Here is a 13,734-nt window from a genome sequence, read left to right as displayed (position 1 = left end):
AGAACCATGGCTGAACACGGCACCTATTATGTTCCCAACCCCAGCCACTGGCCGCTGGTCGGGTCCATTGGGCTCCTGACCACGCTGGTTGGGGCGGCTTCGTGGCTGCACCATGACTGGTATGGCCCGTATGTGTTTGCATTGGGACTAGGCGTTCTAATTTTCATGATGTTCGGCTGGTTTGGCCAGGTGATTTATGAAAATGAAAAGGGCATGTATGACCTCCAGGTCGATCGCTCATTCCGTTGGGCCATGTGCTGGTTTATTTTTTCAGAAGTGTGCTTTTTCGGAGCATTTTTCGGCGCGCTTTTTTACACACGTTTCTGGACCATTCCGTTGCTCGGCGGCGAAATGCACCCAATGACCCATTACACACTCTGGTCAGATTTCAAAGCCACCTGGCCGTTGCTGAATAACCCGAACAACCAGCTTTTTGTTGGTGCCGAAGAGGCGATGGGGGCCTGGGGTCTTGCTGCCATTAACACCCTTATCCTTCTGACATCAGGCGTTACCATTACCTGGGCTCACTGGGCATTAAAGATGAAAAAGCGCCATCAACTTGCTGTTGGCATGTTGCTGACCATAGCACTCGGCGTGCTCTTCCTTACTCTGCAGGCGTATGAATACCATGAAGCATACACTGAGATGGATTTAACCCTTAACGCAGGTATTTATGGCACAACGTTCTTCATGTTGACCGGTTTCCACGGCCTGCACGTTACGATTGGTACCATCATGCTAATCGTTATTCTTTTGCGCTGCCTCAAGGGGCATTTTACGCCCGAGCGCCATTTTGCGTTCGAAGCCGTTGCCTGGTACTGGCACTTTGTAGACGTGGTATGGCTCTTCCTGTTTATTTTTGTGTATTGGCTCTAAGACCTGTTCTTTTCTCCTGCATCCATCCCTGGGCTTATCAGCCCAGGCTATGGTGCATGTTTCAAGTAACTCATTGTATTTAATAAATATTTCGTAGTCTAGGCTGAGTGCGGCGAAGTCCGGCATCGGGTATCGCCGTTGGCCGGATGTTTATTACGAGCATCCTGTCCCGCGCTTATCAGCGCAGGCTACCGCATTGTGCTTATTATTTACAATTGTGCGGTAGGCTTGGTTGAGTGCCGCGAAGCCCGGCATCGGGTATCGCCGTTGGCCGGATGTTTATTACGAGCATCCTGTCCCGCGCTTATCAGCGCAGGCTACCGCATTGTGCTTATTATTTACAATTGTGCGGTAGGCTTGGTTGAGTGCCGCGAAGCCCGGCATCGGGTATCGCCGTTGGCCGGATGTTTATTACGAGCATCCTGTCCCGCGCTTATCAGCGCAGGCTACCGCATTGTGCTTATTATTTACAATTGTGCGGTAGGCTGGGTTGAGCACAGCGAAGCCCGGCATCGGGTATCGCCGTTGGCCGGACGTTTATTACGAGCGTCCTGTCCCGCGCTTATCAGCGCAGGCTACGGCGCCATTTTCAAATAAATCTTTGTATTTAATAAGTCTTTATCATGCTGGGCCGAGATCTACAGTGAGGCCATATTCACTCAGGCTAAAGCCTTTTTCTGCTCTACTATCAGCGTGAACGGTACAATAAGTTCCGCACCATCAATTTTAACCTGTGCAAACAGACGAACAATGCCTGGTTTTTCTGGCTGAAAATGGAAAACCAGCTCCGGTCCGCCGCGTGAATTGCGGGTTTGAGGTTCTTCGCCCATTGGGTGCAGGTGTACCATATCGCGGAAATTATCATTAAATCCGGCAAGATGCGCGTAGGCGCCCATAATTGGCTCCAGTTTGCGCACGGGCTTACCTTCGAGTGTCGTAATACGGATTTTACCGACCACCATTTTACCCGGCTGCAATTCGGCGCTGTCAAAACTCAGACGATAGCGCAAGCCATCAACCACACTGTGCATTTCAGACTGACTGAACGCGGGTGGCGCCTTAACGGTGCCACGCTGTAAAATCCCGGTACGGTTTATGGTCTGATGGGTGGAAGAGGGAGTTACTTCCAGCCAGTAGCGATAGGTGTGACTCGGAAGACGCGGCCTCCATGAAAACTGATACCGCCCTTTTCCATCAGTAGAAGTCGGGTGCAGGTGCTGATAGTCGGTGAGCGAGGAGTCAATCGTCATCAGGTGCATTTTTTTCTCGTGCACCGTGTCGAGCGCATCAGGCCCAATCCCCTTGCCACTGTCATCTTTGAGCGTAAAGTTAACGCTTACCGTGCCATCGGCACCGGTTTTGGCAACAAGGGATTCGACCGAGGCCGCGTTCGCGGCAGGGGTTGTGGCTGACAGCAGCAGGCCCGCGCAAAAAAGCACGAATTGAACACAGCGAATGGTCATAAAAGCTCCGATTTTTTCTGTCAGGATAGCCTGAGATGATTGCTGACAAAAGCCCTTTATGCGAGGATTCGCATTTTACGGGTGAGTGGAGTTTGGTTTGCGAACCTTTGTTATCCGTTCCCGCCAGGGAACGACCCATCCTGAACGTATTCGTCTGCAGGTGGGTGCGCGTGGACATCTTGAAGTGGTTGCGCACTGTGTGTTGAACGCGTTTTTCTATTCCTGCGGCTTTCGTGACGACGTTGAGGTGTACGTGGTGCTCGATTCTGCGCCGGACTTCCCGCGAACGGTGCATTTCAGCGCACAAAATGGTCTTTCGCTGGCTGGTTTTCATGAAGAGGCCGTATATGCACTCCTCGAGCAGGCCCTGCGCATGGGCATAAACATGCCGCATGAAAGCGTGCGCGAGGCAGCGCCCGGGGTGAAGGTTATGGGATTTGGCTTTGAGCGCCTTTTTCGCATGGAGCTTGCTGAGCGTCCCGTGTTTGTGCTCTCACCAAAAGGCGAAGATGCACGCCTGCAGGCGTGGCCTCAAAATCCGGTATTTGTCTTAAGCGATCACCTCGAAATGCCGAAAAACAGCATTAAGGGAGTGCTTCGGCAAGGTGCTACCCGTCTGTCTCTTGGCCGACGCATGCTCTTTGCTTCCCAGTGTATTGTGCTGCTGCATCATGAGATGGACAGGGCCTTATCCCTTTAGGTATCATGAACCATGGCTGTAAACCTGCCCGCCGGGGGTTCCATGTGGCGTGTACCCGTGGTTTTTCTGTTAGCCGTGTCGCTGCGCGCTTGCGCGCAGGATTTGACTCCTCCTTCAGACCGATGTGATTTACGCCCCGGCATGGCAGATGCCTACGTGCTTGCATTGAGCTGGCAGCCAGGGTTTTGCGAAACCTATGGACATGGCGCCGGTAAAAAGGAATGCCTCGAGTTAAGTGCGCGTGGGCATGCGGCAAACCATCTTGTGCTGCATGGACTCTGGCCCAATCAGGAAGCCTGCGGCATCGATTATACCTTTTGCGGCGCTGACATGCAGACGCATCACTGCGATTACGCGCGTCTTCCACTGAATGATGCTACGGCACAACTCCTGTCAGTCAACATGCCGTCCTTTAGCGCCGGAACCTGTCTTGAGCGACACGAGTGGTACAAGCACGGCAGCTGTCAGGACAGTAATGTCAACGATTACTTCACCCGTGCCGCTCACTTTGCCGAGGCGGTTGATGCCACGCCAATAGGGGTATTTTTGCGGCAAAATCGTGGGCGTACCGTGAAGGCTGCCGATTTTGCGGATGCAGTTGATGCAAGTTTTGGCAAGGCCTACCGCTCCCGGGTGTTTATCGGCTGTACCAGTGGTGTGCTTGTTGATGTCTGGCTGAGCCTGCCGATGGATACCTCCTCCTCAAAATCCCTGTCGGAAATGGTGCAGGAAGCGCCGCCTTTCAAGCGTCCCTCAACCTGCCCCTCCCGATTTCGAATTTCGGCTTTCGCCCCGGCACCTCTTGCACAGACACGTAACATCCTCTAAGGTAAGGAAAAAAGAATGATGGTGGGGCCTTTTGTGGAGAAAGCCGTGCGTTTCGCAAATGCTTTTGCGCAAACTATACTGATGCTTTGTCTTGGCGGAATGCTGCTGCTTGCCGCGGGGTGTACGCCAAAGCGTCATGCCTCTGAGGCACAGGCCTTGCCGCAGACTGCCGTACAGGCTACGCAAACCCGTCCCATGCCACAGTTTACGCGCGTCCAGGTGAATGGCCGTCTGAATGTGCGTCTGCGTACCGGTTTTTCTAAACCCTCGGTCATCCTGCATGGAGATGTCAGAGATATTTCTGCCGTAGTAACCCAGGTGCAAAACGGGGTTCTCAGCGTGAGTCTGCAGGGAGGGTATCCTCGTCTTGGACCGGTTTCTGTTGAAATTCGTGCTAATACGCTTAATGTTTTTGACTATACCGGTGTTGGCAGTATTACGGGAGACGCTGTGCATTCCAACGGCCTTGAGCTGCATATCGCCAACCCCGGGCGTACCACGTTGAAAGGACGGATGAACCTGCGCGTACTGGAAGTGGGTGGTGGCGGGTATGTATCGATTGATGGCGCTACCAGCATCTATCTGCACGCCATTCTGCACGGTAAGTCCCGGGTCCAGATGAACGGCGTGGTTGGTCTTGCGCGCCTGAAGGTTGATGGTGAGGGCATGTTTGGTCTTTACTGGGTGAGAAGCCGCCATCTTGTCATAGAAGAGCGAGATAAGGCTTTTGTGCAGCTCGCGGGTATCGCCGACCGTGTGGAAATCGAGCTTTTTGACCGCGCTGAATTTGCCGGTCGCTACCTGCGTGCGATGCGCACCTATGTCCGTACCCATGATATGGCCACAGCGCGCATCAGCAGCACAAACCATCAACATACGCTGGCACTGGATAAAAGCAACATTTATTACTACAACATTCCTGCAACCCGGGCCGATTTTATGGCGCATGAGGGCTCAGTGCTCGACATGCGGGAGTGGAGTGAGTATGCCGATAAAAACTGGGATATTTACAATCGGTAAGGACATGCCCTGGACAATTATGGAGTCGTTCATGCGTTTGATGCGTCTTTTTGTGCTTTTTTGCTGTACGTGTTCCGCGTTTGCAGCTTCAAATCTTGATTTTCTGCAACAGTTAACCTTACTGCCCGGTGCCAGCGGTTTTGAAAAGCCCGTACGTGAAGCCGTGCGGGCGCGCTGGCAGAAAACGCTGCCTAAAGTGCATGTGGATGGCATGGGCAATGTCATTGGTGAAGCGGCATCAGAGACTGGTCCGCGAGTGCTGCTGATGGCACACATGGACGAGGTCGGGCTGATGGTGGAGTCCATTACGCCAGACGGTTTTTTGCGGGTGGTGCCGCTAGGGGGCATTTATGAGGCCTCTGTTTTTGCACATCGCTGGCAGATAGAGGTGCCGGGTGGTCGGGTTACGGCGTATTCCGGCATGGACTCGCCTCACCTGCTGACAGACGCCGAGCGTCCACGTACCCCGCGAGAAACTGCATTGTTTCTGGATATTGGCGCGCGCAGTGCTGAGGAAGTTCAGGCAATGGGGGTTCGGGTTGGCTTACCGGTAACACCGCTCGCGCTCTGGTCGCCCCTGACGGCAAACCGCATTCTTGCCAAGGCGCTTGATGACCGGATTGGGCTTGCCGTTATTACCGATGTACTGGAAACGCTGGGCAAGCACCCGAATCACGTGATTGCGGCGGCAACGGTTCAGGAAGAAATTGGGCTCAGGGGTGCCGGCACCATCCATGCCGGTACCCGCCCGGATGTGGTGATTAACATTGAAGTCGGTATTGCCGATGATTATCCCAAACTGCTGGCAGCCCGCAAAGGGCGCATCGCCCTTGGCAAGGGACCCGGACTGTTCGCGTATGACCGCAGCTTAATCCCAAATACTGCACTTCTTGAGTGGATATACGCCGAAGCCAGAAAACAGGGCATTCCCGTGCAAATTGAAGTGGAAAGCGGATATGGTGAGGACGGCGCAAAACTTCAGACCAGCGGCGAAGGCGTGCCGGTTATCAACATTGGTGTGCCCGTGCGTTATGCGCACCAGGAAGGCGGCATTTTTGATACCCGCGATTATGAAAACACTGTGAAGCTGGTTCAGCAGATTGTTAAACATCTGGATGTGAATGTCGTGGCGAAAATCCGCGAGTAAACACGCGCCTCGCTCACGCCGTCTCATGCGCTCCAACATGCGCGCGTATGCAGGCGGCTATCTCTCGAAAATCATTATCAAGCGGCAGCACATGTGCTGAGTTCTTAAGCCAGTGCAGGGTGGTATTGGGTGCATCCATAAACCGTGCGGCAACCGCTTCTGAGTTAACAACCATGTCGTGTCGCCCCAAAAAGATGTCAGTCGGGCACGTGGGGAGCGCGTCAGGAAAGTCACGTATAAGCTCCATGATTTCACAAATTGTACCAATGGGTAGCTGGCGATAGGTCAGCTCGCACACGCCCTGTCTGCAGATATTGCCAGAGCGGGCCCGAAGACGCACGAAACCCAGTTTTTGCAAAAATTTTGCGGTTGGCAGCAGAAGGTTTGTTGGTAAATTGATAGCCAGTGCTGGAGCCAGCAGCCAGAGGTGATGGAGCGGATAGCGTTGCCCAAGGTGCACCGCGAGCAGGCCACCGAGTGAAAGCCCCAGCACATGCACCTCGTCATACGTTTCAAGCAGGCTCTCAACGGACGCTTCTGAAGCGGCAATCCAGGCGGCGGCATCGCTGTCAGCGAAGGCGCTAATGCTCTCACCATGCCCTGGAAGCAGTGGTGCCATGAGTGCGTCAAATTCAGGCAGTTCAGGGATAAGGCAGCGAAAGACCGCGGGTGATGAAGAAAAGCCGTGCAGCATCAACAGCGCCTTTGAGGTGCCGCTCTTCTTTTCGTTAATCGGGCGAAGGAAGTTGAGGTCACTGCGCGTTGGATACTCTAGAGACAGCCCCTGTCGCATCCAGCGGAAATCATTAATTTTCATGTGGTTATCCGCCGGCGCGTTCCAGAAGTTTATGGGGCAGGCTTTCAATCCGGCTTGCCTGGCTGACAACCATGTAATTAAGCTTTCGCTGTAACTCGCGAACGGTATCGGCGCCGGCATAGGTAAGGCCTGAGCGCAGGCCGCCGACGATATCCGCAATGATTTCGTCTTCGCGGTTATGCCAGGGCACTTCGGTTGCTACCCCTTCGGCGGTTTTCCATTCCTGCATCTGGCCGAGAAAGGCTTCCTGGGCTTCACGTGAAGCCATGCCGCGGTATTGTTTGACCTTGCAGCCATTCTCCCCGGTGATAACCGTGCCCGGGGTCGAGTCGCTGCCCGCGAGCATGCCGCCAATCATGACGAAATCAGCGCCAAAAGCGAGCGCCTTGACGATGTCGCCGGAGGTACGGATGCCGCCATCGGCAACAATGGACCGATCGGCGCGCGCACAATCCTGAATGCAGGTGAGCATGGGGACGCCAAAGCCGGTTTTAATCCGCGTGCTGCAAACCGACCCGCCGCCAATACCGGCTTTGATGAGGTCGGCGCCGCAGGATGCGAGGTAATCAGCGCCTGCATAAGTTGCCACGTTACCGGCCATGATGCAGCGATCGCCCAGCAATGCACGCAGACGTTTCAGGGTTTTGCCGACATACTTCGCGTGTCCGTGCGCCACATCAATGCAGAAAAAATCGGCACCTGCATCCCTGAGCGCTTCCGCGCGTTCAATTTCTGTGTCGGTAGTGCCCACCGAAACAAACACCTGGCCCGTGCATTTTTTGAACTCAGCCACGTTATCTTCGATGCTCAAAAAACGGTGCAGCGCGCCCATACCGCCAACGCGCGACATGAAATTTGCCATCTTGCTTTCGGTGATGGTGTCCATGTTAGAGCTGATGACGGGCAGCTTCAGGTGGAGCTTTTCGACTTTATCCGTGACACTGATGTCCACCACGCGCCGTGACTCGTGGTGGTTATAGGCCGGGATGAGTAAAACATCGTCAAACGTAATCGCATGTGTTTGCATGGTTCAGAGCATTCCTACAAGTGTTCAGCGGCATAGAACGCGAGCCGCGAGCGTTCCCCGCGCGTCAGGGTCATGTGTGCACTGTGTTCCCAATTCTTGAAACGGTCAACGGCGAAGGTCAGGCCGGAGGTGGTTTCGGTCAGATAGGGTGTGTCAATCTGTTTGATATCACCAAGGCAGATGATTTTACTGCCAGGGCCTGCACGTGTGACCAGCGTCTTGATTTGTTTCGAGGTCAGGTTTTGCGATTCATCGATGATGATGAAGCGGTTCAGGAACGTGCGTCCGCGCATGAAGTTCAGTGAGCGGATTTTAATGCGCGACTGAAGCAGGTCCTGGGTCGCCGCACGTCCAAAGCTTCCGCCTTCCTGAGTGTTGTGCAGCACCTCGAGGTTGTCCATCAACGCCCCCATCCAGGGCGTCATTTTTTCTTCTTCAGTGCCTGGCAGAAAACCGATATCCTCACCTACCGGCACGGTGACACGGGTCATGATGATTTCTGTGTAGCGCTTTTCATCCATCACCTGTGCAAGTCCTGCGGCGATGGTCAGGAGCGTTTTTCCGGTACCGGCAGAACCCTGAAGGCTGACGAAATCGATTTCCGGGTCGAGCAGGAGATTCAGGGCGAAATTCTGCTCACGGTTGCGCGCACAAATGCCCCAGACCGCATTGCGGGTCTGCGTATAGTCGCGTGCCACCTCGACTATGGCGCCGTTTGGCTCGATGGCTTTAACGATACCCTGAAACTGATTGTCAGCGGTACTCAGGCAGTCGTTGTGGTTCCAGTGTTCCACAAGCGGGCCGTGGACGCGATAAAATGTCCGGCCGGAATCCTTCCAGGATTCCATGTCTTTTGAATGGGTTTCCCAGAAGTCTTCTGCGAGGATATGCAGTCCGCTGTGCAGCAGATTGACGTCATCAAGTACCTTGTCGTTGTAATAGTCTTCTGCGGGAATGCCGAGAATGCCGGCTTTGATGCGCAGATTAATGTCTTTGGAAACAATGACCACGAGCTTTTCGGGATGTTTCTTTTGCAGCCCGAGTGCAGTTGCCAGAAGGGTGTTATCGGCTTTGTGCCCCGGAAGGGCGCTGCTCTGGAGTGGCGCGAATTCATCAGTCTGGAAAAAAAGCCGGCCGCTGGCGCGCGCCTTGCCGGCGTTTGCATGCCCGGGAATACTAAGACCCGCAACAATTTCCGCATGTGTGGCATTGCTCATCAGTTCAACGAGCATGCGGTTTGTCTGGCGAACGTTGCGCGCGACTTCAGAAAGCCCAGTTTTGTGGCTGTCAAGTTCTTCAAGGACGACCATCGGCAGGTATAAGTCATGCTCTTCAAACCGGTAAATCGCGGTGGGATCGTGCATGAGGATGTTGGTATCCAGCACGAACAGTCTGGCGCTTTTGCCTGTAGATTCCATGGCGTTATCCGATAGTCAAAAACCTATTGTGTTCAAGGCGCTCGTCCGCGTCAAGCCGACAGCGGGATTCATGCCGTCTGTAACTGCCGCAATGTCTGTAAAACATCTTCTACATGCCCCGGTACCCGCACCTTGCGCCATGCGTGGCGCACAATGCCCTCAGGGTCAATGATAAACGTGCTGCGTTCAATGCCGCGTACAGTTTTTCCATACATTGATTTATCATGGATAACATCAAACGTCTGGCAGAGCGTTTCATTAGTATCGCTTATCAGTTCAAAAGGAAAGCTCTCGCAGCTGCGAAATTTCTCGTGGCTTTTAAGGGAGTCCCGTGAAACACCGAGTATAACCGCACCCGCCTCTCTAAACGCGTGTGCTTTATCTCGAAAGTCGCGACCTTCCTGCGTGCAGCCCGGAGTGGCGTCTTTGGGGTAGAAATACAGCACGAGCCACTGACCGCGGTATGTGTCGGGCAGACGTATCTCACCGGATGTGGTTGCAAGGGACAGGGCGGGAAGGGAATCACCAGGTTTCATGCGTATCTCTCATGCGTTAAATATCCCGATTGTGACATGCGGGACATGGCCTGACAATGGCGCGGTTTTTTTACCGATACCAGGGTATACTGTGTGACATTTTCATTGAGACGATGGTGCCCTATGGCGGGTAAAGGGAAAGAAAGTTCAACGATTGCGCAAAACAAAAAAGCGCGTTTTGACTACTTTATTGAGGAAGAGTTTGAGGCAGGGATGGTGCTTGAGGGCTGGGAAGTCAAAAGCCTGCGCGCGGGCAAGGTGCATCTTTCAGATGCGCACGTGATTTTGCGTACCGGTGAGGCGTGGCTTCTTGGGGCGCAGATTCAGCCGCTGTCGACGGCCGCCGCATTTTTACATCCAGACCCGCTGCGTACCCGCAAGCTGCTGCTGTCGCGCCGCGAGCTTTCAAGCCTTATCGGGAGTGTTGAGCGTCAGGGCTATACCATTGTGCCTTTGTCTTTGTATTGGAAGCATAATCTGGTTAAAATCCGTATCGCGCTTGCGCGTGGTAAAAAAACGCATGATAAGCGCGAAACCATTAAAGATCGCGACTGGCAGCGCAGCAAGGCGCGCCTGATGCGTCATTGACAAAAAAATGATCGTGCCATAGGCTGAAGCGAAAGCCGCAGGATATCTATTTCAGGGAGGATGCAATGCGCACACACACATGCCGGGGCCTGTTGGCCGCCCTTTTGCTGTTGCCCACCGTACTGTTTGCCGACATGCCGGTGAAGTCCATGGTGATTTTTGGTGACAGCCTTTCAGATACCGGCAACACCACCCATCTTTTAAAAAGCCTGCGCCGAGATGAAAACCCCGCTTTTCTGGTGCGTCCTCTGAAGGTGTTTGTCATTCGCAAAATGGAAGAGTTTGCCGATGATTACCACGTTCCGCAGTCGGTGCTCGATGCCGGAATCGACATGGTTCAGAATTTTTTTGACGATGAGCTCGCGCCAATGATGGCAACCCTTGTCAGCAGTGTGCGCAAGGTGCCGGTTATTCCGGGCGCACCCTACTGGCACTGGCGTTTTTCTAACGGCCCGGTGTGGAACGAATATCTGGCTTTGATGCTCGGTATCGACCCTAAAGACGTGGTTTTCTCGCGCAATCAGGCCTTTGCCGGCGGCTGGGCGGTGACCTGGGATTATCACCTCACCACCTGGAACCTCATTCGCCACCCCATCGACACCATAAAGGGTGTGATTGTGGGCAAGCTGATTCCGCCAAGCCTTGGGCTTTCAACGCAGGGATTCCTGATGAGTGAAGGCAGCGTGGACTCAGAGCCCGTGTACTTTATTCTTGGCGGCGGTAATGATTATCTGAACGCCTTTGTCTTTGATGACACGCGTGACTCCGCGGTCATGAGTGATTATATCGATAACGTGGTTAATGGTCTGGAAGCGTCCGTGCGCCGGCTCGTGCAGTCAGGCGCCAGGAAGGTAGTCGTGATTGGCCTGCCGGATATTGGACTGTCGCCAAAGTTTTTGAATACGCCTGAGGGGCCGCTGCTGTCAAACGCGACCCGCATGCACAACGATAGACTGGCAGACCGTACGCAACAGTGGCGTGGTGAGTGGCCTGAGGTTGATTTTCTCATGGTTGATATCCAGCCGTTTCTTCAAACGGCCATGAACAACCCGGAAAAATCAGGTTTTCTGAATGTGACCGAACCCTGTACGGACGTTAAGCTGCCGCAGGTGCGCGCGCTCAGGCATTCGCCCTTTGCAAGAAACTATGTCCTGTTGCATGCCGAGGCGATGCAGACGGTGGGGCCTGGCCTTCATGGCAAAAACTACAACGTGTGTGACCGACCTGAAACCTATTTGTTCTGGGATGATATTCATCCGTCAACCCGGGCGCATCAGATGATGGCCGTTGAAATCTGTGAGGCCATGAAAGCGCACGGCTATACTATAGAGTGTGCGGTTGCCGGAGAAATATAGGGAAATTGAGGGTCTGTGGCATAATGACCATTTTGAAGCATGCCGGTATGCGTTAACCGTGTCGGGAGTGTCGGCAAAGAGGAGCGATTTATGTGTGGAATAGTGGGTGCGGTATCTAAACGGGATGTCAGCAGAATGCTGCTTGAGGGCTTGCGGCGTCTTGAGTACCGCGGGTACGACTCGGCCGGTATTGCCGTTATCGATGCGAATGCGCGCTTACGGCGCGTGCGGGTGCTGGGCAAGGTACAGGCACTCGCGGATGCGATGCAGGAAACCTCAATTTCAGGATGTACCGGTATCGCGCATACCCGCTGGGCAACCCATGGCAAGCCGTCTGAAAGCAATGCCCATCCACACATGTCGCGCGGTGAAATCGCCGTGGTGCACAATGGCATCATCGAGAACCACGAACAGCTGCGCGCGCGCCTGCGTGAACAGGGATATCAGTTCACCTCCGAAACGGACACCGAAGTTGCCGCCCATTTGATTCATCATTATTACCAGGAACATGAGCATCTTTTGACGGCGGTGCAAAAAGCTGCCGCGCAACTGCATGGCGCCTTTGCACTCGCCGTGATTCACCAGCAGCGTCCGGGTGAAATCGTTGTGATTCGAAAGGGCAGCCCACTGGTGCTGGGTTCAGGGATTGATGAACTGTTTATTGCCTCCGATGCCATGGCGCTGCGTGCCTTTGCGGAAAAGGTTGCTTATCTTGAGGAAGGCGACAGTGCCATTCTCCATGACGGCCAGGTGCGTATCCAGGATGCTGATGGTCGCACGGTTGAGCGTGAATGGCATGTGCTGCACGGTGACTGCGAACTGGTCAGCAAGGGAAATTACCGCCATTTCATGCTGAAGGAAATTTTCGAGCAGACCCGCGTGCTTTCCGACACCCTTGAAGGGCGTGTTGCGAGCCTTGAGGTCTTGCGTGCGGGCTTTGGTGAAGTCGCCGCCCGCATGATGGATTCCGTGCGTAACATTCACATTGTCGCCTGTGGCACCAGTTACCATGCGGGGCTTGTCGCCAAATACTGGCTGGAATCTCTGGCAGGCGTGCCCACTTCGGTGGAAATTGCGAGCGAATACCGCTATCGCGATGTTGTAGTGCCTGAGAATACGCTCTTTATCGCCGTGTCTCAGTCCGGTGAAACAGCTGACACTCTCGCCGCACTCACCCGCGCAAAAACGCAGTCCTACCTTGGCACCTTCGCTATCTGTAACGTACCGACCAGCACGCTTGTGCGAGAAGCCGATGCCGTGTTCCTCACCCGTGCAGGCATTGAAATTGGCGTTGCGTCCACCAAGGCGTTTACAACCCAGCTCTGTGCATTTTTGATGCTGGCGGCCGCGATGTGCCGTGACGAGCGTGCGCATACCGTGTTGAAAGAACTTCGAGAGCTGCCCCTGTTGAGTGAACAGTTTCTGGCAACCAACGACCGCGTTGCCGAACTCTCTGCCTGTTTTGTGAATAAGGCGCATGCTCTTTTTCTTGGCCGCGGGGTACAGTATCCGGTGGCACTTGAGGGTGCGCTTAAACTCAAGGAAATTTCCTACATCCATGCAGAAGCCTATCCTGCAGGAGAGTTGAAGCACGGTCCGCTCGCACTGGTGGACAAGGACATGCCGGTTGTCGCTGTCGCGCCCAATGACGCGCTGCTTGACAAGCTGAGGTCCAATCTGCACGAGGTCAGTGCAAGGGGAGCGGAGCTCTATGTATTTATGGATGATTCACATGCATGGGATGGCCATGCGGCAGAGTTGATTAAGGTTCCCTCCTGTGGCCAGTGGATTGCGCCCATTCTCTACACCATACCCCTGCAGTTGCTCGCTTATCATGTTGCGGTGGCCAAGGGTACTGATGTGGACCAGCCGCGAAACCTCGCCAAGTCAGTGACGGTAGAATGATTTTTCGGGAAGCGCGTGTTATTTTGGCGCACTTCCCCAAATAATCATCCATAT

At 54.1% G+C, this 13,734-nt stretch carries 13 protein-coding genes; 8 read left to right on the top strand and 5 right to left on the bottom strand.

Translation table 11 applies throughout. The features are described from left to right. Positions 1 to 6 precede the first annotated feature (6 nt). Positions 7 to 876, top strand: a complete 870-nt coding sequence (locus E4T54_RS05455) for a cytochrome c oxidase subunit 3 (protein ID WP_028386193.1) — start codon at positions 7 to 9, stop codon at positions 874 to 876. A 659-nt stretch (positions 877 to 1,535) separates the two neighbouring features. Here E4T54_RS05455 and E4T54_RS05450 read toward each other — a convergent pair. Then, positions 1,536 to 2,339 carry a hypothetical protein gene (locus tag E4T54_RS05450; RefSeq protein WP_051550949.1) on the bottom strand — a complete coding sequence of 268 codons (804 nt, stop codon included), beginning with the start codon at positions 2,337 to 2,339 and terminating at the stop codon, positions 1,536 to 1,538. Positions 2,340 to 2,436: 97 nt separating this feature from the next. Between E4T54_RS05450 and E4T54_RS05445 the strand changes: the two genes are divergently transcribed. Genes E4T54_RS05445 through E4T54_RS05430 form a run of 4 tightly spaced genes read left to right on the top strand, consistent with a single transcriptional unit; the run spans position 2,437 to position 6,034 of the window. Continuing rightward, entirely contained in the window at positions 2,437 to 3,039 is a 603-nt protein-coding gene (locus E4T54_RS05445; protein ID WP_028386720.1) for a hypothetical protein, read from the top strand. Between the two features lie 42 nt (positions 3,040 to 3,081). Further along, positions 3,082 to 3,867: a ribonuclease T2 family protein gene (locus tag E4T54_RS05440; RefSeq protein ID WP_065230344.1), complete on the top strand. Its 786-nt coding sequence runs from the start codon at positions 3,082 to 3,084 to the stop codon at positions 3,865 to 3,867. Positions 3,868 to 3,882: 15 nt separating this feature from the next. Further along, complete coding sequence (locus E4T54_RS05435) at positions 3,883 to 4,887, top strand: GIN domain-containing protein (protein ID WP_051550952.1); 1,005 nt, start codon at positions 3,883 to 3,885, stop codon at positions 4,885 to 4,887. 31 nt (positions 4,888 to 4,918) lie between these two features. Further along, entirely contained in the window at positions 4,919 to 6,034 is a 1,116-nt protein-coding gene (locus E4T54_RS05430; RefSeq protein ID WP_051550953.1) for a M42 family metallopeptidase, read from the top strand. A gap of 13 nt (positions 6,035 to 6,047) precedes the next feature. On the opposite strand, the gene E4T54_RS05425 is transcribed toward E4T54_RS05430, so the two are convergent. The 4 genes from E4T54_RS05425 to E4T54_RS05410 form a co-directional block, all read right to left on the bottom strand. Next, positions 6,048 to 6,851: an alpha/beta hydrolase gene (locus E4T54_RS05425; RefSeq protein ID WP_028386723.1), complete on the bottom strand. Its 804-nt coding sequence runs from the start codon at positions 6,849 to 6,851 to the stop codon at positions 6,048 to 6,050. Positions 6,852 to 6,855: 4 nt separating this feature from the next. Next, positions 6,856 to 7,878, bottom strand: a complete 1,023-nt coding sequence (locus E4T54_RS05420; protein WP_028386724.1) for a guanosine monophosphate reductase — start codon at positions 7,876 to 7,878, stop codon at positions 6,856 to 6,858. A 14-nt stretch (positions 7,879 to 7,892) separates the two neighbouring features. Further along, positions 7,893 to 9,296: a PhoH family protein gene (locus tag E4T54_RS05415; protein ID WP_028386725.1), complete on the bottom strand. Its 1,404-nt coding sequence runs from the start codon at positions 9,294 to 9,296 to the stop codon at positions 7,893 to 7,895. A gap of 68 nt (positions 9,297 to 9,364) precedes the next feature. Then, positions 9,365 to 9,832 carry a peroxiredoxin gene (locus E4T54_RS05410; protein WP_028386726.1) on the bottom strand — a complete coding sequence of 156 codons (468 nt, stop codon included), beginning with the start codon at positions 9,830 to 9,832 and terminating at the stop codon, positions 9,365 to 9,367. A 123-nt stretch (positions 9,833 to 9,955) separates the two neighbouring features. On the opposite strand from E4T54_RS05410, the gene smpB reads away from it, so the two are divergent. The 3 genes from smpB to glmS all read left to right on the top strand — a co-directional run bounded on the left by smpB (position 9,956) and on the right by glmS (position 13,680). Continuing rightward, positions 9,956 to 10,420, top strand: a complete 465-nt coding sequence (gene smpB, locus E4T54_RS05405) for an SsrA-binding protein SmpB (RefSeq protein ID WP_028386727.1) — start codon at positions 9,956 to 9,958, stop codon at positions 10,418 to 10,420. A gap of 65 nt (positions 10,421 to 10,485) precedes the next feature. Then, positions 10,486 to 11,775 (top strand): lysophospholipase/glycerophospholipid:cholesterol acyltransferase PlaC, encoded by a 1,290-nt coding sequence (gene plaC, locus E4T54_RS05400; RefSeq protein ID WP_035902703.1) that lies wholly within the window; start codon positions 10,486 to 10,488, stop codon positions 11,773 to 11,775. Positions 11,776 to 11,865: 90 nt separating this feature from the next. Beyond that, positions 11,866 to 13,680: a glutamine--fructose-6-phosphate transaminase (isomerizing) gene (gene glmS, locus E4T54_RS05395; RefSeq protein WP_028386729.1), complete on the top strand. Its 1,815-nt coding sequence runs from the start codon at positions 11,866 to 11,868 to the stop codon at positions 13,678 to 13,680. Positions 13,681 to 13,734: the final 54 nt, after the last annotated feature.

It is taken from the genome of Legionella geestiana, from assembly GCF_004571195.1.
Lineage (GTDB): Bacteria > Pseudomonadota > Gammaproteobacteria > Legionellales > Legionellaceae > Legionella_B > Legionella_B geestiana.
This window is presented reverse-complemented; position numbering and strand designations above follow the sequence as displayed.